This is a genomic window from Bradyrhizobium sp. LTSP885 (assembly GCF_000938305.1).
In the GTDB taxonomy this organism is placed as follows: Bacteria; Pseudomonadota; Alphaproteobacteria; order Rhizobiales; family Xanthobacteraceae; genus Bradyrhizobium.
Map to the genome: position 1 here is coordinate 150,548 of NZ_JYMT01000021.1, position 18,832 is coordinate 169,379.

General features: G+C 64.0%; 18 protein-coding genes. 6 read left to right on the plus strand and 12 right to left on the minus strand.

Annotated elements, in window-relative coordinates:
• Positions 1–140 precede the first annotated feature (140 nt).
• Positions 141–524 (minus strand): hypothetical protein, encoded by a 384-nt coding sequence (locus UP09_RS38105; RefSeq protein ID WP_052833100.1) that lies wholly within the window; start codon positions 522–524, stop codon positions 141–143.
• Between the two features lie 581 nt (positions 525–1,105).
• Between UP09_RS38105 and UP09_RS14615 the strand changes: the two genes are divergently transcribed.
• On the plus strand, positions 1,106–2,095 hold the full coding sequence (locus UP09_RS14615; RefSeq protein WP_044538887.1) for a TorF family putative porin: 990 nt from the start codon (positions 1,106–1,108) through the stop codon (positions 2,093–2,095).
• Between the two features lie 282 nt (positions 2,096–2,377).
• Here the strand turns inward: UP09_RS14615 and UP09_RS14620 are convergent, their stop codons facing one another.
• Positions 2,378–4,123, minus strand: coding sequence for an ABC transporter ATP-binding protein/permease (locus tag UP09_RS14620; protein WP_044538888.1), 1,746 nt, complete (start codon positions 4,121–4,123; stop codon positions 2,378–2,380).
• A 330-nt stretch (positions 4,124–4,453) separates the two neighbouring features.
• On the opposite strand from UP09_RS14620, the gene UP09_RS14625 reads away from it, so the two are divergent.
• Positions 4,454–6,124 carry an L-lactate permease gene (locus UP09_RS14625; RefSeq protein ID WP_044538889.1) on the plus strand — a complete coding sequence of 557 codons (1,671 nt, stop codon included), beginning with the start codon at positions 4,454–4,456 and terminating at the stop codon, positions 6,122–6,124.
• Between the two features lie 196 nt (positions 6,125–6,320).
• On the plus strand, positions 6,321–6,689 hold the full coding sequence (locus UP09_RS14630) for an META domain-containing protein (protein WP_156164627.1): 369 nt from the start codon (positions 6,321–6,323) through the stop codon (positions 6,687–6,689).
• A gap of 16 nt (positions 6,690–6,705) precedes the next feature.
• On the opposite strand, the gene UP09_RS14635 is transcribed toward UP09_RS14630, so the two are convergent.
• The 3 genes from UP09_RS14635 to UP09_RS14645 form a co-directional block, all read right to left on the minus strand.
• Positions 6,706–7,383 carry a hypothetical protein gene (locus UP09_RS14635; protein ID WP_044538891.1) on the minus strand — a complete coding sequence of 226 codons (678 nt, stop codon included), beginning with the start codon at positions 7,381–7,383 and terminating at the stop codon, positions 6,706–6,708.
• Positions 7,384–7,598: 215 nt separating this feature from the next.
• Positions 7,599–7,982, minus strand: a complete 384-nt coding sequence (locus UP09_RS14640; RefSeq protein WP_044538892.1) for a VOC family protein — start codon at positions 7,980–7,982, stop codon at positions 7,599–7,601.
• A gap of 476 nt (positions 7,983–8,458) precedes the next feature.
• Entirely contained in the window at positions 8,459–8,986 is a 528-nt protein-coding gene (locus UP09_RS14645; RefSeq protein WP_044538893.1) for an ester cyclase, read from the minus strand.
• Positions 8,987–9,199: 213 nt separating this feature from the next.
• Between UP09_RS14645 and UP09_RS14650 the strand changes: the two genes are divergently transcribed.
• Positions 9,200–9,397: a hypothetical protein gene (locus UP09_RS14650; RefSeq protein WP_044538894.1), complete on the plus strand. Its 198-nt coding sequence runs from the start codon at positions 9,200–9,202 to the stop codon at positions 9,395–9,397.
• A 33-nt stretch (positions 9,398–9,430) separates the two neighbouring features.
• Here UP09_RS14650 and UP09_RS14655 read toward each other — a convergent pair whose 3' ends face one another.
• The 3 genes from UP09_RS14655 to UP09_RS14665 form a co-directional block, all read right to left on the minus strand.
• Positions 9,431–10,627 (minus strand): hypothetical protein, encoded by a 1,197-nt coding sequence (locus tag UP09_RS14655; protein ID WP_044538895.1) that lies wholly within the window; start codon positions 10,625–10,627, stop codon positions 9,431–9,433.
• A gap of 117 nt (positions 10,628–10,744) precedes the next feature.
• Entirely contained in the window at positions 10,745–12,400 is a 1,656-nt protein-coding gene (gene groL, locus UP09_RS14660; RefSeq protein ID WP_044538896.1) for a chaperonin GroEL, read from the minus strand.
• 226 nt (positions 12,401–12,626) lie between these two features.
• The gene (locus tag UP09_RS14665) at positions 12,627–12,923 is read right to left on the minus strand and encodes a co-chaperone GroES (RefSeq protein WP_044538897.1); all 297 of its coding nucleotides are present in this window, start codon (positions 12,921–12,923) and stop codon (positions 12,627–12,629) included.
• Positions 12,924–13,236: 313 nt separating this feature from the next.
• Here UP09_RS14665 and UP09_RS14670 point away from each other — a divergent pair, with 313 nt between their 5' ends.
• Positions 13,237–13,752: a hypothetical protein gene (locus UP09_RS14670; protein ID WP_044538898.1), complete on the plus strand. Its 516-nt coding sequence runs from the start codon at positions 13,237–13,239 to the stop codon at positions 13,750–13,752.
• A 263-nt stretch (positions 13,753–14,015) separates the two neighbouring features.
• Here the strand turns inward: UP09_RS14670 and UP09_RS14675 are convergent, their stop codons facing one another.
• Positions 14,016–14,801 (minus strand): protein phosphatase CheZ, encoded by a 786-nt coding sequence (locus UP09_RS14675; protein ID WP_044538899.1) that lies wholly within the window; start codon positions 14,799–14,801, stop codon positions 14,016–14,018.
• A 307-nt stretch (positions 14,802–15,108) separates the two neighbouring features.
• Between UP09_RS14675 and UP09_RS14680 the strand changes: the two genes are divergently transcribed.
• On the plus strand, positions 15,109–15,906 hold the full coding sequence (locus UP09_RS14680) for a L,D-transpeptidase (RefSeq protein WP_044538900.1): 798 nt from the start codon (positions 15,109–15,111) through the stop codon (positions 15,904–15,906).
• 63 nt (positions 15,907–15,969) lie between these two features.
• Here UP09_RS14680 and UP09_RS14685 read toward each other — a convergent pair whose 3' ends face one another.
• The 3 genes from UP09_RS14685 to UP09_RS14695 all read right to left on the minus strand — a co-directional run bounded on the left by UP09_RS14685 (position 15,970) and on the right by UP09_RS14695 (position 18,823).
• Entirely contained in the window at positions 15,970–16,806 is an 837-nt protein-coding gene (locus UP09_RS14685) for a DUF2076 domain-containing protein (protein WP_044539179.1), read from the minus strand.
• Between the two features lie 128 nt (positions 16,807–16,934).
• Positions 16,935–17,780 carry a ChbG/HpnK family deacetylase gene (locus tag UP09_RS14690; protein WP_044538901.1) on the minus strand — a complete coding sequence of 282 codons (846 nt, stop codon included), beginning with the start codon at positions 17,778–17,780 and terminating at the stop codon, positions 16,935–16,937.
• On the minus strand, positions 17,777–18,823 hold the full coding sequence (locus UP09_RS14695) for a glycosyltransferase family 2 protein (protein ID WP_044538902.1): 1,047 nt from the start codon (positions 18,821–18,823) through the stop codon (positions 17,777–17,779). The genes UP09_RS14690 and UP09_RS14695 overlap by 4 nt, the downstream gene beginning before the upstream one ends.
• Positions 18,824–18,832 lie beyond the last annotated feature (9 nt).

Sequence of the window (18,832 nt, forward strand, 5' to 3'; positions counted from 1 at the left end):
TCCGGACCTGGAGCTTTGCGTTGGCATAACGTGGGGACCGGCGCTCCGACAGGATGATGCCCGACGAGCGAGGGGGACGGCGTTTCTCGCGAGGCGCGTTCCCGTTCCGGCAAGCGGCCACTTCACTGTGCGCGGCGGACTCACATCAGCGGCAACAGGAGGACTATGATGGCGAAAGCGAAGAAGGCGAAAAAAAGCAAGAAGGCCAAAAAGGCCAAGAAGGCGGTAGCGGCGAAGAAGAAGTCCGCGAAGAAGTCAGCCAAGAAATCGGTGAAGAAGGTCGCCAAGAAGTCGGCGAAGAAGGCCAAGAAGGCGCCGAAGAAGGCTGCAAAGAAAGCCGCGAAGAAAGCTGCGCCGAAGAAAACCGCTCCCAAGAAGGCTGCTGCACCCAAAGCCGCTGCTCCCGTGGTAGCTGCACCCAAGCCAGTCGCCAAGAAAAGCGCGCCGAAGAAGGCGAAGCCGGCCGCGCCAGCTGCCGCTCCGGCAGCCGAGCCCGCGCCGCAGCCGGCGACGAGCTGGGCCACCCCGAGCCACGAGCCGGCTCCGAGCTACGGCTCCCCCGAGGGAGGCGAGCACCACTAACCGGATTACAGCGCCCCCAGGGGCGAGCCGGACTGATTGCAAAGCCGCAGCGGATCCCGCTGCGGCTTTTTCCGTGCCGCCGACCACCTAGAGCATGATCCGGAAAAGTGTGAAGCGGTTTTCCGAAAAGATCATGCTCAAACAAGGAGCTAAAGCGCGATGACGATTCACCTGATCTCATTGCGCTTTAGCCGTGGCCTGCGGGGCCAGCCGATTCGGCTGGTCGCAGGGTGAGCGCAACGTCCGCCGGACGGAGCTGGAGTTCCATGCCGACTCCCCGCTCGGCCTTCCCACTCAACCGGGACGGGACGGATCAAAGTTGTTGTGTCAATGCAACACCCGCAAACCAACGTACGACGAAACTGCCGCAACGCCTAAAAAGTCGGCAGATGCATCACTTTTTAGCTTCACCACATCGTGCCTGCGTTTCAGTGTGGACACACACGACGTGGATGCAGTCGGTTGTCGCGTGCCCAGGGGGGCCACCGGAGCTGGGCTGTCAGGACAGTAAATGGGGATCGTCATGAAGAAACTGGCCTTGTTAGCAACGGCGCTAGCAATGATCTCAAGCTCGGCGATGGCAGCGGATATGGCCGTGAAGGCCGTCAAGGCCCCGCCGCCGGCCCCGTTCGATCCCTGGGATATCGCCTTCGGCGCCGCCGTCATGAACGACTACGTCTTCCGCGGCGTGACCCAGTCCAACCACAATCCGTCGGTCACCGCCTATTTCGAGCCGCGCTACAACGTCAATAAGGACCTGCAGCTCTATATCGGCACCTCGACCGAAAGCATCTCCTTCGCCAACCGCGCCGCGGCTGAAGTCGACGTCTACGGCGGTATCCGCCCGACCTTCGGCGCCTTCGCCTTCGACATCGGTGTCTGGGGCTACCTGTATCCGGGCGGAACTTGCTACTACGGCGCCCCCGTTGACACCGCCGGCAACCCGCTCAGCGCGCAGTGCGCCGCCAACTTCCTGCCGAACGGCAACGTGATGAAGAAGGACGTCAGCTTCTTCGAAGTCTACGGCAAGGTCACCTACACCGTTAACGACAACTGGGCGTTCAGCCTGAACGAGTACTACTCGCCGAACTTCCTCAACACCGGCGCCTGGGGCAACTACTCCTCGATCATCGGCAAGTACACCGCGCCCAGCACCGTGTTCGGCACCAGCGGCGTCGGCATGTATGTCTCGGGCGAGTTCGGCCGGCAGTGGCTTGGCACCTCCGACAGCTTCTACGGCGTTCCGGCGTTCCCGACCGGCATCAAATATGCCGATTACAACACCTGGAATATCGGCATCGGCTTCACCTACAAGGTGTTCACGCTCGATCTGCGCTACTCCGACACCGATATGTCGAAGGGTAACTGCAGCGCCTTCACCAGCGACTATACCGCGGGTGGAACCACCAACGTCACCCCGATCAATCCGGGCGGCACGGGCTCCAACTGGTGCGGCGCGGCCGGTATCGCCAAGCTCTCGGTCGACCTGACGGCGATGTCCAACCTGAAGTAATCTCTCCTTCTGGAGACCAAGGGGCGGCAGAGCAATCTGCCGCCCCTTTGCGTTTGGGCGATGCGCGCCTAGCGATGAGATTGGATCAGGTTGAATCAGTCTCGCGGCAGACTGGCTGCACCTCTCCCGCTTGCGGGGGAGGTCGCATCGCATCGGAGATGCGATGCGGGTGGGGGCTCTCTCCACAATGCGNCCACCCCAGCCCTCCCCCGCAAGCGGGAGAGGGAGTCGACTGCCTTCGGGGTGCCGTTCGACCTCGAGGCGGAGCGGCGGTGCAGCCGTCTACGACGTGGCGGCCTTGGTCGCGTCACGCAGCGTGAAGCGGTCGCCGTCGCGGACCAGTGCGACGTTGCGCTGGTGGAAGGCCTCCAGCGTCGAACGGTGGCCGATCGAGACGACCGTGGTCGCGGGCAGCTTCTCGGCGATGAGCGCGTACAGCGCGGCCTCCGAGGGCTCGTCGAGCGAGGCGGTCGCCTCGTCGAGGAACAGGAATTGCGGCGCGTGCAGCAGTGCCCGCGCAATGCCGAGCCGTTGCTGCTCGCCGAGCGAGAGCATCCGGTTCCAGTGCGCCTCCTCGTCGAGCCGCGCGGCGAGCTGCGGCAGGCCAACGGCGGTGAGCACGTCGCTGATACGGCCGGCATCGTATTGCGCGGCCTCGCCCGGATAGACGATCGCGGCCTGCAGCGACCCGATCGGCAGATAGGGGCGTTGCGGCAGCATCATCAGCGTCGTGCCGGCGGGAATCTCGATCGCGCCGCTGCCGTAGGGCCAGATGCCGGCCACCGCGCGGAACAGCGTTGACTTGCCGGCGCCGGAGGGACCGGTGACCAGCGTCCGTTCGCCGGGACGCAGGCTGAAATGGTCGGCCGAGACCAGCGGCGCGCCGTTCGGCAGCTTGACCAGCAGCTGCGGCAGGGCGATCTCGCCGCCGGCGGCGGGCCTGGTGTGAATCGAGGCGGGGTCATCGGCCAGATACTCGGCTTTCGCAATCGAGCTCTCGAAACCGTCGAGACGGGCGATCACCGCGCGCCACTCGGCCAGGCTGCGGTAGGCCGAAACGAAGAACGAGAGCGCGTCCTGCACCTTGTTGAAGGCTTCGAAGATCTGGATCAATGAGCCGAGCTGGACCGTCTTGCTGGCGAAATAAGCCGGCCCCGCCAGCACGATCGGAAACACCACGGACGTCTGGGCATAGGCCTGGGTGAAGGCGGTCAGCCGCTTGGTCCGGCTCATGATGTCGTACCAATTGCCGACGACGCGGCCGAAACGCTCCGACAATCGCTCGCGTTCGGCGCCCTCGCCCTTGAGCAGCGCGATCTGTTCCGAGTTCTCGCGGACTCGCATCAGGTTGAAGCGGAAATCCGCCTCCAGGCGCTGCTGGTTGAAGTCGAGATTGACCAGCGGCGAACCGATCCACTGCGTCAGCAGGGTGCCGAACACGGCGTAGATCACCGCAGCCCAGACCAGGTAGCCCGGAATCGAAAAATCGATGCCGAACAGCAGCAGCGGCAGGATTTCCGACAGCCCCCAGAGGATGACCACAAAGGAGGCGAGCGAGACGATCGAGTTCAACAGTCCGAGGCCGATCCCAAGCGTCTGGCCGACGAACAGCTTGACGTCGTCGGTGATGCGCTGGTCGGGGTTGTCGGCGGCGTCGCCGGCGAGCTGCATGCGATAGTGATTGGCGCCATGCAACCACTCGCGGAGATATTTGCTGGTCATCCAGTTACGCCAGCGGATCTGCAACCACTGGTTCAGATAAAGCTGGTAGACCCCAAGCGCCACCGAGGCCGCCGCGATTGCGCTGAACACCAGCACCTCGCGCTTGAAGGTGTCCCAGTCCTTGTTCTGCATCGAGGTGTAGAAGCGGTTGCGCCACTGGTTGATCAGCACGTCCATGACGACCGACAACAGCTCGATCGCGATGACAGCTGCAAGCAGCCCGAGGCCCGCCCATTTGTCCTCGGATTTGAAATAGGGGGTCGCGATGCGCCACACGGTGGCGAGCGTCGAGCGAATGTTGTTCACAGATTATCGTCTCCGGGGAATGGCCCGCAAAGGCCTGACGAATCGGGACAATCGGGATGCGTCTAGACTAAAGTCGTAGCACTGGCATGCAAGCGTTGGCTTGTCCCGGCGTTCGAGTCAATCCTAGCATGCTGATAACGGCGAGGGGCGGGGGACCTTCGGTTTGTCGCGAGGATGTGAGCGATCCCTTAACGATCGTCCATCTCGCGAGCCGGGCTCAAGCACATCAGGGGCTCAAGCACACCAGACGCACTCCCGCGATCACGCCAGGCGCGCACGGCCGTTCACGCCGGCCAGCGCGCTGCATAATGCGTGGGGAGGTGCCGGACCATGAATACGTGGAATCAAGTCTACAATCCGCTCGGAAGCGCCGCGCTCTCGACCATCGCTGCCGCGATTCCCGTTGTCACACTGCTGGTGCTGATCGCGAGCGGCAAGGTGAAGGCGCATATCGCCGCCATCATCGCGGTGATTCTGACCAATCTGATCGCGATCTTCATCTTCACCATGCCGGCGAACATGTCGATCCGCGCGTCGGTGCTCGGTATCGTCTCCGGCTTCTTCCCGATCGGATGGATCGTTCTCAACGTCATCTTTCTCTATCAGCTCACGGTCGCAACCGGCCAGTTCGAGCTGTTGAAGCGCGCCGTCGGCGGCGTCACCGAAGACCGCCGCCTGCAGCTGCTGCTGATCGCGTTCTCGTTCGGTGCCTTCTTCGAAGGCGCCTCGGGATTCGGCACGCCGGTCGCGATCACAGGTTCGGTGCTGATCGGTCTCGGCTTCTCGCCGCTTGCGGCTTCCGGCCTGTCGCTGATCGCTAACACCGCGCCGGTCGCCTTCGGCGCGCTCGGCACGCCGATCCAGGGGCTCGCGTCGGTGACCGGGCTCGATCCCTACATCCTCGGCGCGATGGTCGGCCGGCAATTGCCGCTGTTCTCGCTGATCGTGCCGTTCTGGGTGGTGTGGGCGTTTGCCGGCTGGCGCGGCATGAAGGAGGTCTGGCCGGCCATCCTGGTCACCGGTCTGTCGTTCGCGATTCCGCAATTCGTGATCTCGAACTACATCAATCCCTGGATCGTCGACATCGGGGCGTCGCTGATCTCGATGGGGTGCCTGATCCTGTTCCTGAAGGTCTGGCAGCCGAAGAAGCTCTGGCTGTCGCCGGCGCTGCGCGGTCGCGACGAGTCCGCGGCGACGATGACCACACCGAAGCCGATGGACAAGACCTCGCTCACGCAAAAGGAGCTTTGGATTGCGCTGCTGCCGTGGATCATCGTCTGCATCGTGATGCTGATCTGGGGCAGCGGGTGGTTCAAGAACTGGGCGAACTCGATCTTCCTCTATAAGTATCCGGTTCCCGAACTGCACAACATGATCAATACGATGCCGCCGGTGGCAGCGAAGCCGACGCCGCAGGGCGCATCGTTTGACTTCTTCTATCTGTCGTTCACCGGAACAGGCATGCTGATCGCCGCGATCATTTCCGGCTTCCTGGCCGGCTTTTCGCCGGGGAAGATGGTCTCGACGTACGGCAGCACCATCAAGCTGTGCGCGATCTCGCTGATCACGATCTCGGCGATGCTGGCGATCGGCACGCTGACCCGGCTCTCCGGCGTCGACGCCACCCTCGGCCTCGCCTTCGCCGCCACCGGTGTGCTCTATCCCTTCTTCGGCACGCTGCTCGGCTGGTTGGGCGTGGCGCTGACCGGATCGGATACGGCCTCGAACATCCTGTTCGGCAATCTGCAGAAGATCACCTCGCAACAGCTCGGCCTGTCGCCGATCCTGATGGCGGCGGCGAACTCCTCGGGCGGCGTGATGGGCAAGATGATCGACGCGCAATCGATCGTGGTCGCCTCGACCGCGACCAACTGGTACGGGCACGAAGGCACGATCCTGCGCTACGTGTTCAAGCACTCGATCGTGCTGGCGTGCCTGGTCGGTCTGTTCGTGACCCTGCAGGCCTATGTGTATCCGTTCACCGAGATGGTGCTGAAATAGCCTTAGCAATCGGCGAGGCGATCCCCGCGGGCAAGCGCTCGCGGGGACTTGCGTTTCAGGCGCATTTTCTGCCGCCGCCAATCTGGCCAAGCGCAGCCTCGTCCAATACAAAGCGGCCCAAGGTGAGATCGCGGTTTCGAGGAATGGCATGATTTCGATTGGACGTATTTTGAACGCCGTTGCGGCGCCGGTGCTGATGGTGAGCGTGGTGTTGGGAGCGATCCCGGCTCAGGCCCAGGAGGAATTTCCGTTCGGCTTCCTGATGACGCTGGACGCCGCGCGGATGCCGGGCTCCAAGCGGATTCCCTCGCTCGAGGTCGGCGACAATGGCGAAGTGGTGCTCGAGCTCTGGTGCAATGGCGGCAAGGGCCAGTTTTCGGTGGCCGGCAACACCATCATCTTCGTCCCCGGTGCGATGGAGAACCGCAACTGCCCGCCTGACAGGGCACAAGCCGACAGCGATCTGCTCGCAGCTCTCGGCGAAGCGACGACGTGGCGGCGGCAGGGCGATCTGGTGACATTCACCGGCAGCAAGTCGCTGCGCTTCCAGATCAACACGAACTGATCGCCGGGAACGGCGACTATGGCGTCGCGATCAATCCGCTTGCGGTGGCGACGATCCAGCGATTGCCCCAGCGCACGATGGAGTCGACCCGGCCCAAGCCGGCGACAACGTCGCCGCGTGCGGCCATCTTGACACCCTCCGGGCCCTCGAGCACGGCCGTGCCGTCGCGGACTTCGACGACCGACCATCCGGGGATGGTGCTCGGCCGCGTCTCCGGCGCCGCCGCCAGGAACTGCTTCGGCGGCAGCGCGGCAGCTTGCGCGTTCAGGGTCGTGGGCGCCGCTCCCAATGCAGGCAGGCGCGGACTTGCAATGGTTCTGGGAATGCTGCCGGTGACGAGAGGATCGGTGTTGGACGCGGTCCGTCGCGGGCCTTCGCTCTTGAGGCTCGGCCTCGTCTCTGCAATGCGCGGGGCAGGCGCTTCCTTCTGGGCGACCAGGCCGGGGTTGGACGCGCCGTCGACCAGATGCCAGTTCAGCCCTCCGGCCCATCCAAGTGCGAACGTTAAGGCCAGCGCCGTTGCCGCCAGGCCAACGGTGCGGATCCGATCGATATAGGGCTCGCGCAACAGCAGGGCCGCGTCGCGATCGGCGCTCGAGAGCTCCCACAGGTCCGCCGGCTGCTCCGGCGACCGACCGCCAGCGGCGTCTCCCGCCCAGGGTATTCCCAGAATACTCGGCTCTCGGTTTTGCATGGCCTGACCCGTGTTCGGCTGCGCGATGATGATCCCCGAAACTGAATCGAGGCTTAATTTTCGGTGACCGAACTGCGGCAAGCGCGTGTCTGTCTGTCGCAGGCCGTGTATTGACGGACGTGCGGCGCCGGAGGTTGTCAGCGCGGTCTGTCTTGCAAGACGCGATCAAGACGTCATGCCCGGCGCAAGGCCGGGCATGATGGGCGGAGTCTGGCTTACGCGTCGTGAAGCTCCGGCGGCGTGGCGATCTCGATGAGGATATCGCCGGGCGCGGTGCAGTAGAAATGCGCGCCACGTCCGGAGCGTCCGGCCTCCTGGATCTCCCGCGGCGACAGCCCTGCGGCCATCAGCTCGTCGCGCTTGGCTTGCACGGCCGTCCGGTCCTCGACATAAAAGCCGACATGGAAGGTTTCCGGATAGACGTCCGGATCGCTTTTCTTCCGCTTCATCAAGGTCAGCACGAAATCGTCGTCATTGCCGAGGATCACGAATGCGCCCGCGCCGCGCTCGAGCAGGCATTTGAAGGCGAAGAAGCGCTGGAAAAACGCGGCGAGAGCGCCGACGTCCGACGTCGCGAGATTGAGATGTTTCAGTTTCATGGTTCTCATCCGTTCGGTTTGAGGAACGGACGGAAACGATGCCGACGCTGACGGAAGAGCCAAAAATCCACTGCGCATAACCGAATGTGCACGACCCAACCGGCAGCGTGACGATCTCGTCACTCCGTCCGGCCGTGGGTCCATCCGCAAGCGGGGCTAGAATTCCCGTGATTCGGGAACCGGCCGGGCTTACCAATCCGGCCATTCCTATTTTCGGCAGGCGTTGGCTATCACGCGACCGCGCGCATCGCAACGATGAGATCCGTCCCGCCAAACGAAAAGGGCCGCTGATAATCATCAACGGCCCTTCGCGGCAAATTGCTACGGTATGAAAACTGCAGCCCCGCGCTGGATGAAGCCACCTTAAGAGAATTCCGACCGCCTGTGGATTCCGGACAACTACCGTCAGGACCAGTGTCCCAAGTTCCAATCGCAAGCGTTTCGCGGCTCGGCTGAAACCGGTGTCAGGAAAAACTTCAGCGACCGACTTCCGGAGATCCCGGCATGTTGTTCCATCCAGACGGCAGCGGACCCCCGGGCCGTCCCTGAGCTTCGATCGCTTCGGGCAGGCGGATCAGGCCGAGCTGAAGCATCGCACTCAGCGCGTCTTCCTGCCCCAACTCCTCGGCGATCCGTCCCTGCTGCAGACGCAGCACGGTGGTGCCGGCGAACTTCATCTTGCGGCCTGAGGCTGCGGGAATCGAACCAAGACGAAAATCGCTGAACGCGGGACCGGTGTGGGTGCCGCCGCCTTCCCATCGGCCGACGACGTAGTCGCCTTCGGCGATGAGATCGCCGACGCCCCAGAAATTCAGATCGGGAAAGGCGTCGCGAAACTCGGTCATGAAGTTGAGGACCGCCGCACGTCCTCGCTTCGGCTCGTGCATCGGGTAGTGCACGACAATGTCTGCTGTCGCGAGTTCGTTGATGATACGTGGATTCCAGGGGTTGCCCCAAAACTCCTTGAACCATCGCCCTACGATGCTCTTGTTATCTTCTGACATCGGGCCGTCTCCATTCGTGCGTTGTTTCGATGCGTGCAGTAAGCGCTTCGAGACACGCGTCGCACCACCCGATTCCCGACTAGACGTACGAGCGTTGTCGGCCACCACAGGACATTGCGGAATCGTTTCGCGCGAATCTTGGTGTTGCTCGGTAATCGGGTGGTTGGCTGTTGCAGAACTCCTACCGTGCTTCAAACACAACAGGAGTGCACCATGCGCAAATTCCACTCGATCGCTGCGTTGCGCGGCGACGGACTTCGGCCCGAGCTGCAAGCGTTGTTCGAGCACCTTGCCATCGACCCACGTTCTGAGCTCTTCGTCAGAGCCGACGGCATGGCGCAGGCCGGTCCCGATCCCGCGTCTGAGACGGCGGTTGGCAACGTCGAGCCACTGAGGAAAAGAAGTGCGTGATGGAGTCGAACGTCAGGACGATGGATGACGAGTCTACTTCCACACCGACTTGTCGGCGTCCCAGCGCTGGCCCTTGAACTCCCTGGTCAGCGCGTCGATTGAGCCGTTGTCGTTCTTCGGCTCGTTGCCTTCCTCGTCGCTCGCGGAGTCGTCGGACAGGTTCAGCTTCGCGCCGGCGCTGTCATCCGTGGTCGAGGTCGCCGGGCTCGAGACCCACAGCATCAGCCGGTCGGTGCTGCCTGGCTTGTCGGGCGAGATCAACGCGGTGACTTCGAGATTCTGGGTGAGACCGAGGGCCGGATAGACCCCGCTCGGCCGCTTCAGAATCAGCTTGAGCTTGCCGGTGTTGGCGTTCCAGATTGCGGAGGCCGGCTTGGCCGACAGGGTTTTCGCCAGCACGCCTGCGACAGCGGTTGCGATCTTGTCCTTGTTGATCTTGTCGCCGTCACGCCAGTCGGCGGCGGCAAAGCGGATGGTGCGGTCCATCTCGACCACGCCGCTGGTCCAGCCCGCCGCCGTCACGCCTTGGGTCGATTTCGCCTTGGCAAGCAGCGCCGCCGAATGCTCGGGATCGACGGTGAGGTTGATGGTCTGCTCGCCGGCGCGCATCGCGTCGCAGGTCACAGCAAGGCTGCTGGTGCCGATCTCGACCGCCTCGCCCTTCAGGCTCTTGAGGAAGTCGGCGGCCTGCTCGAGCTTCACCCGCACCCCGACCGATTCCGGCGAGACGTCGGTGAAATCCTTCGGCTGTGGCGTGATGCCGTCGTCCGAGGTCTGGTTGTCCTGGAATTCCTTCTCGCTGAGGTCGGAATTGTCAGACGAGGCGACCTCGGTCACGGTCTGGCCGACCGTGATCTGGCCGCGGAATTCGAACGTGTCGCCGGTCGGCTTGCGGGTCAGCTTGACGGCGACCGGCTGCTTGTCGGCGATGCTCTGGGTCGAGCCGGAGAGGGTCTGGCCGTTGACGGTGAGATTGGCGACGAAGCGGTCCTTGCGGTCGGAGCTCTTGTCGACGGGATAGCAGACGTCGAGCACCGCCGCGGTGACGGTCTTGCCCTGCCGGGTCTCCTTCAGGATGACGTCGGCATTGCCGTCCATCAGCCCGTCCATCGCGGTGAAATAGCGCGTCTCGGGACCACCGGTTCCAGCCTTCTGCTGGAGCTTGATCTGGGCAAAGGCAGGGGCTGAGGCAGCAACAAGACCGAGCAGGAGCAGCGGGAGCGCGCGCATTGAGGGGTCCTCGGAGGGCCGAATCGGTATCCGTAAGTAGCAAACCTCTGTGTCATTGGCCAAAAAGAAGGCCGCCCGGAGGCGGCCTTCGATCTCGATACTGATGGGGGTAAGGGCTCAGAACCCGCCCATGCCGCCCATGCCGCCCATTCCACCCATGCCGCCGCCACCGGGCATTGCCGGTGCCGCGTCCTTGGGCAGTTCGGCGACCATGGCTTCGGTGGTCACCAGGAGGCCGGCCACGGAGGAGGCGTCCTGCAGCGCGGTGCGCACCACCTTGGCGGGGTCGATGATGCCCTTCTCGACCATGTCGACATACTCCTCGGTCTGGGCGTCGAAGCCGAAGGTCTCCGACTTGTTCTCGAGGATCTTGCCGACCACGATCGAGCCCTCGACGCCGGCATTCTCCGCGATCTGGCGGATCGGAGCTTCCAGCGCCTTCAGCACGATGTTGATGCCGGCCTGGACGTCGGCATTGGCGTTGGCGATGCGGCCGACCGCCTTCTTGGCACGCAGCAGCGCCACGCCGCCGCCGGGCACGATGCCTTCCTGCACCGCGGCGCGGGTCGCGTTCAGCGCGTCCTCGACACGGTCCTTCTTCTCCTTGACCTCGATCTCGGTCGCGCCGCCGACCTTGATTACCGCAACGCCGCCAGCGAGCTTGGCGAGGCGCTCCTGCAGCTTCTCACGGTCGTAGTCCGAGGTGGTTTCCTCGATCTGCGCCTTGATCTGGCCAACGCGGGCGTCGATGTCCTTCTTCTTGCCGGCGCCCTTGACGATCGTGGTGTTCTCCTTGTCGATCACGATCTTGCCGGCACGTCCCAGCATGTTGATGGTGACGCTTTCGAGCTTCATGCCGAGGTCGTCGGAGATCAGCTGACCACCGGTCAGGATCGCGATGTCCTCGAGCATTGCCTTGCGGCGATCGCCGAAGCCCGGCGCCTTGACGGCGGCGACCTTCAACCCGCCGCGCAGGCGGTTGACCACCAGGGTTGCCAGCGCCTCGCCCTCGACGTCCTCGGCGAGGATCAGGAGCGGCTTGCCGGACTGCACCACGGCTTCCAGCACCGGCAGCATCGCCTGCAGGCCGGACACCTTCTTCTCATGCAGCAGGATGTAGGCATCCTCGAGCTCGGCGGTCATCTTCTCGGCGTTGGTGACGAAGTAGGGGCTGAGGTAGCCGCGGTCGAACTTCATGCCCTCGACGATGTCGACCTCGGTCACGAGCGACTTGTTCTCCTCGACCGTGATCACGCCTTCATTGCCGACCTTCTGCATCGCCTGCGCGATCATCTTGCCGATCGCGGCGTCGCCATTGGCCGAGATGGTGCCGACCTGGGCGACTTCAGCCGAGGAAGCCACCGGCTTGGCGCGCTTCTCGATATCCTTGACCACGGCCGCGACCGCAATGTTGATGCCGCGCTTCAGATCCATCGGGTTCATGCCGGCGGCAACCGACTTGGCGCCCTCGCGCACGATCGCCTGCGCCAGCACGGTCGCGGTGGTGGTGCCGTCACCGGCGGTGTCGTTGGTCTTGGAGGCGACCTCGCGCAGCATCTGCGCGCCCATGTTCTCGAACTTGTCCTCGAGCACGATCTCCTTGGCGACGGTGACGCCGTCCTTGGTGATGCGCGGGGCGCCGAAGCTCTTGTCGATGACGACGTTGCGGCCCTTGGGGCCGAGCGTCACCTTGACGGCATTGGCGAGCACGTCGACGCCGCGCAGCATGCGGTCGCGGGCGTCTCCGGCGAATTTTACGTCCTTGGCAGCCATTTTGAATTGCTCCTGATTGAATTGGATATGATCTTGCCGCTTGTCGTCGCCGGGTCGTCTTCCCCTCTCCCCTTGTGGGAGAGGGTGGACGCGATGCGTGAGCATCGCGGACGGGTGAGGGGTCTGTCTCCGCGGATGGAGACCCCTCATCCGGCGCTTCGCGCCACCTTCTCCCACAAGGGGAGAAGGGAAGAGGCCGGTATGCAGCGGCTCTCGGGCTCGCGGCTTAGGCCAGCACGCCCATGATGTCGGACTCCTTCATGATCAGGAGCTCCTCGCTGTCGAGCTTGATCTCGGTGCCCGACCACTTGCCGAACAGCACGCGGTCGCCGACCTTGAGGTCGATCGGGATCAGCTTGCCGGCCTCGTCGCGGCCACCCGGGCCGACGGCGACGATCTCGCCCTGGGAGGGCTTTTCCTTGGCACTGTCCGGAATGATGATGCCGCCCTTGGTCTTTGCCTCGGCGTCGATACGCTTGACCACGACACGGTCATGCAGCGGGCGGAATTTGGATTTAGCCATCAGGTTCCCTCTTGCAGGCTTGGTTTCAGGTCCGGTTCATCTGGACCGGGGTTGAATGCGGTCGGCGCCGGGCAGGACGCCCGACGCATTTAGCAATCGTGATGTGAGAGTGCTAATTGTGCGCCGGGAAATATGGCTTGGCGCGGTTTCTGTCAAGCAAACCGGGGTTAAGGCCTTGGTGAGGCCAATATAGCATGGTGGTAGGGAAACCGAATCGTAGCCATGACGTAATTCTGTTGGACGTCATTGCTCCGCCTTACGTTTTACGCTTGGCTGCAGGTGGGTGCGGCCGGGCCATTGTCGGGGGATATGAATGATCAGGTCACTCAACGCGCGAATGGTCGCACGGCTCGCGGCTGTCTCGGCGCTGACCATATTCCTGGGGGCGTGCAGCAGCTTCAGCCTGCCGTCGCTGTCATCGAATACCGAGCCCGCCGCCGAGCCTGGCGTGGCTCCGGAAATGCCGGCGACCATCCGCGCCGACGAGATCGTCGGCCGCTGGGGCCTCGCCTCGTTCCAGAACCCGCCCGACCGCAAGCGCACCGAAGATGCCGCGCGCGGCCAGTGCAAGCAGCCCTACGTGATCGGCGCCGGCCAGTCCGGCGGCGTCATCATGCATCTGGCCGACCAGGCCACCCCGCAGGAACTGCGGCTGAAGGGGTCCCCGAGCGGCAAGAACTATATCGGCCCGCCCGGCCCGACCCCCGGCGAGCAGGACCGCGAGATCGTCTCCTTCGACGGCCGCGTCATGATCACCCGCTTCGTCGACAAGGACGCCGCCACCCGCTACGGCAACATGGTCTACGTCCGCTGCGCGCCAAGGGCGTGACGGCGGAGACGCTTAGCTTCTCCTAAGGCCACATCGGCGGTCACCTCTCCCCTTGTGGGAGAGGTCGGATTGCATCGAAGATGCAATCCGGGTGAGGGGTATCTCTCCGCGAGCGACCCTCTCTCGGATTTCGAGCCCGCGGAGACATACCCCTCATCCGGCGCTTCGCGCCACCTTCTCCCACAAGGGGAGAAGGGAAGAATGTCCCTCAAACAAAAACGCCGGCCCTTGAGGCCGGCGTTTCCGTTTGTCTCTGACTGCTCTCAGTCGAACAGCGCGTCGATGTCGTCCTGCGAGGCGTGGCCGGCGTCGCCGTCGAGCTTCGGGCCATTGAGCAGGCGGTCGTCGCCCTCGCGGGTGTCGATGATCGGCGGCGCATGCGACTTGATGGCGTCGACGCCGCCCCAGATGTTCATCATCTCGTTGATGTGCTGCTCGATGAATTTCATCGTCTGCATTACCTTGCTGATGCGCTGGCCGGTGAGGTCCTGGAAGTTGCAGGCCTCGAAGATCGCGATCACGCGCTCCTGGATCTCTTCGCTGAGCAGCTTCTGCTGGTCCGCCGAAACATTCTTCGACAGCGCACTGGCGGCCTGGTCGATCGCCTCCACCGCCTCGAGGATCTGCTGGGTGGCATGTTCGGTGCCGCCGACCACGGCACCGAGCTCGCCATTGACCTTGGCCATCTCGTCGCCATTGAAGCTCGTGCCGTGCAGCACGGCGATCTCGCGCTTGGTGCGGTTGATCGCATCGTGGATCAGGTCGAGCTCGACCTTGAGCTTCTCGCACTGTTCGATCTGGGCGCGGTAGGTTTCGAGCAGCGCATTGGCATCGGCGACTTCGCGTGCGACCGAGGCTTCGGCGGATTCGATGACGGCGGCGCGCGGCGCGGAGCCGCCGGCCATCTGAGCGCGGAGGGCGCGAAGCTCCGCCATGATCTCGCGATGCATCGGACCGATGTCGACGCCGTCCGCAGCTACGGACTCCGGCACCGGCACATCGCCCATCAAGGCCTGCTCGACACGAAAACGCTTGCGACTAACCGACATGATTTCATTCCCACCCCTTCACATCAGCCACATCTAGACGGCGGCGATTTAACGTGAGGTTCACGCGGGAACATTTTGGCGCACATGATGCAACGCGCCGTCAAATCGCGGTTAACCATGTCGGTCGCGCGTTCATCCAAAATAAACGCTGTCCGGCAAAAGCGCGCAGCGTTTCCGACGTGGTGAATCGAAACGCCTGATCTGTTTACCAAACCGATGCGGTTTTCATTGCTTATTGACCACGTGCAGCGGCGCAGTCCGTGCCGGCTGCGAAACACGTCACGACGAAACAGTACAGAGTACGTCGATGTTCCAGAAAACCACGCTTGCGCTGCTCGCCGGCGCGTCCCTGATTGCGTTCCCTCATCACGCCCTGGCGATCGACGCGGCATCAGCCGAGCCGACCGTGATCTACGCCGGCCAGCCGGCGCCGCAACCGCCGATGCGCACCGCCTATGTGCAGCCGCAGCGCTCCAACATGGGCGGCGGCTTCATCGAATTCCTGTTCGGCGACGGCCCGTCGTCGCAGGGCACCCAGCAGCCGATGTATCAGCAGCCGGACTATTACGGCAACCGCCACGGGATGCCGCCGATGGATCCGCAGCAGCAGATGATCTATCAGCAGCAGGAGTCGGCGGCCGATCCGACGCAGCGTCAGTTCGACCCGAAATATGAAAAGCAGCAGGTCGAGTATCACGGCAGGGAAGGGGTCGGCACCATCGTCGTCGATACCCCGAACAAGTTCCTCTATCTGGTGCAGGGCGACGGCCGCGCGCTGCGCTACGGCATCGGCGTCGGCAAGCCCGGCTTCACCTGGGCGGGCGTTAAGACGGTCTCGGCCAAGAAGGAATGGCCGGACTGGACCCCGCCGGCAGAAATGCTGGTGCGCCGTCCCGATTTGCCGCGGCACATGGTGGGTGGGCCGGAAAATCCGCTCGGCGCGCGCGCGATGTATCTCGGCTCCTCGCTCTACCGCATCCACGGCTCCAACGAGCCCTGGACGATCGGCACCAACGTCTCCTCCGGCTGCATCCGGATGCGCAACGAGGACGTGATCGACCTCTACGGCCGCGTCAATGTCGGCGCCAAGGTCGTGGTGATGTGAGATCCTTCACGCCGGAATCAAAACGGCCGCTCGATCGAGCGGCCGTTTTCTTTTCATCTGCGATCAGGCGTAGTCGCTGTTGTCGCCGCCGCCGTTATCATCGAGATCGTCGGCGTCCTGATCATCGTCTTGGTCCTGGTCGGCCTGCGCCTGGTCGAACGCGCCGGCGCGCGAGCCGGAATCATTGTCACGGCCGGACGAGCTGACGTCGTTGATCCCGGCGTCACGGGCAAGGTTGCTTGACGACTGGTCGCCGCCCCATGGGCGCGAACCGCCGCCAAGGCCGCCCGCATCGGCAAGCGACTGATGGCTGCCGCCGCCCATCATGCCGCGGATGCTGCTCAACAGCATTGAGCCGCCGACGACACCTGCTGCCGCTGCTGCCGCCGTGCCGAGGAACGAACCGCCGCCGCCGAACGCCGGCTGCTGCGGCCCGCCATAGGACTGGCCGTAAGGTTGGGACTGACCGTAACCCTGCGACTGCCCGTAAGGCTGGCCATAGCCGCCGCCTTGCCCCTGCTGCAGCGTCTGGCCCGAGTTCCAGACCGGGCGGCCGCCGACGTCAGGGGCGCGCACCGGCGGCACCGAGCCGTGTGACTGTCCTTGCGGCTGGCCCTGCCCGAAGATCGCGTCGCGCATCGAATCGAGGAAGCCGCCGGATTGCTGTTGCCCGCCCTGCTGCGGGCCGAGCTCCGCTTCCAGCTCCTGGATGTGATCGTGAGCTCGCTTCAGCGCCTCGTCCTGCACCAGCGCCGTCTGCACCAGCGCGTAGACCGCATTCGGCGCGGTGCGCAGGCCCTGCATGATCGCGGACATGGCCTCGTTGTCGCGCGGGGCATTCTCCAGCTTGGCGAGCCGGTCGAACAGATCGTCGATCAGTTGGCGTTCTTGCGGTGTCATGACGTTCTCCATCGCGTCGATCTCATCGGCGCGCCGCACATGTAGGGCCGCTTTGTGGCGCAAGGAGTGGGCGGGCGAATTAAATTTATGTATGCGACAAAACGACCGGATGATTTTTATGAACGAATTCAGGCCAGTGTAACATTGTTCAGGGCGAGCAGCGCGGCGAAATCGTCGCTTGCGAGATAGGCATATTCCTTCTCGCGCTGCGTCGTCAGCGGATCGAGACTTCGGAGCGTCTCGTCGACGAATCCGGGGTGACACATCACCAGCCCGTCCTCCGGCAGGCCCTTCAGAAAGCCGCGCATCAGCGGGCCGAAATCGGGCTCCCTGGTGAAGTCATAGGCGCCCGCAAAGGTCGGATTGAACCGCAAGCCGAGCCTTCTCGCCTTGTTGCGGAATTGCGTGCTGAGCACATCCAGCAGCAGCGTCTTGAGCCCGGTGATCCGCTGCGTGAGCGGCAAATTGAGCCCGCCCTGGCGCACCCACGCCTCCGGTGCGCGCTGCTTCACCGCGCGCAGAAATCCGTCGCACACCTGCGGGAAGAGTTGTGCGTGCTGATGGCCGTCGACGAAATCGGGCGCGCGCCCGAACAGCTCCTTGAAGGTGTCGAGCTGCGCCAGCACCTCGACATGCACACGCTCGGCATCGAGCCGCCGCAACAGCCCGCTGCGCAAAAGCTTCGGGAAGGGCAGGAACATATCGCCGTCGAGCGGGCGGAAATGCAGCGTCAGTGGCCGGAACGGCGCGGTCAGCGTCACATGCAGGCCGATCGCGCAATGTGGGCTCTTTGCGACTGAGGCCTGCAGCGCGGCCGCGGCATCGCGGCCGATCGCAGGCGTCACCATCATCACCGACGTCGCATTGAGCCGGCCGCGTTCGATCAGGTCGCGGATCGCGCGGTTGACGCCGTCACTTAAGCCGTAGTCGTCAGCACACAGCCAGATCCGGCATGGCGGTGCTGCGCCGTTCATTCGGCCGCGGTCCGCTCGGTCGCGGTTGCGGCGGTTTCCTCGCCGGCGCGCTTCTCGCTATGTTCGGCGACGAAGTAGATCGGCCGCGCCTTCAATTCGGAGAGGATCTTGCCGATATATTCGCCGACGATGCCGATCATGATCAGCTGCACACCGCCTATCGTCATCACGCCGATCATCAGCGACGGATAACCAGGGACCTGCTTGCCGGTGGTCCAGACCTCCCAGAGGATCGAGAGACCGAACAGGAACGCCGCGCCCGCGAGCAGCGCGCCGAGCAGGCTGGCGAAGCGCAGCGGCGCCACCGAGAACGAGGTCAGGCCCTCGATCGAGAGGCCGATCAGCCGGCCGGCATTGAAGGTGGTGACGCCATGCGCGCGCGCCGCCGGCTCGTAGTCGACGCGGATTTGCTTGAAGCCGATCCAACTTGCCAGGCCCTTGAAGAAGCGGTTGCGCTCCGGCAATTGCCGCAAGGCTGCGGCCGCGCGCGGCGACAGCAGGCGGAAGTCGCCGGCATCCGCGGGGATCTTCTGCCGTGCGCCCCAATTGATCAGCGAATAGAAGCCGCGCACCGCAAGCCGCCGTGTCGCCGATTCATTGTCGCGGTTGGCCTTCGCGGTGTAGACCACGTCGTAGCCGTCATCGATCCAGTGCGCGACCAGCCGCTCCACCAGATCAGGCGGATGCTGGCCGTCGCCGTCCATGAACAGCACCGCGCCGCGGTGGGCGTGGTCGAGGCCGGCCATCAGCGCCGCCTCCTTGCCGAAATTGCGCGACAGCGACACCACCTGGACGTCGAGCGCTTCTGCAGGCAGGCTGCGCGCGATCGAAAGCGTCGAGTCCTGGCTGCCGTCGTCGACATAGACCACTTCGCAGGCAAGGCCGTAGCGGTTACGCAGAGTTTTGGCGAGCTCGACCAGCCGCTGGTGCAGCGCGACAAGCCCGGCGGCCTCATTGTAGACGGGCACGACAATCGACAGCCCTCGCACCGCAGCATTGGCCGCGGTCGTGGTCAGGCCGGAAACATCGGAGCCGAGCGTCATCGGTCAGGT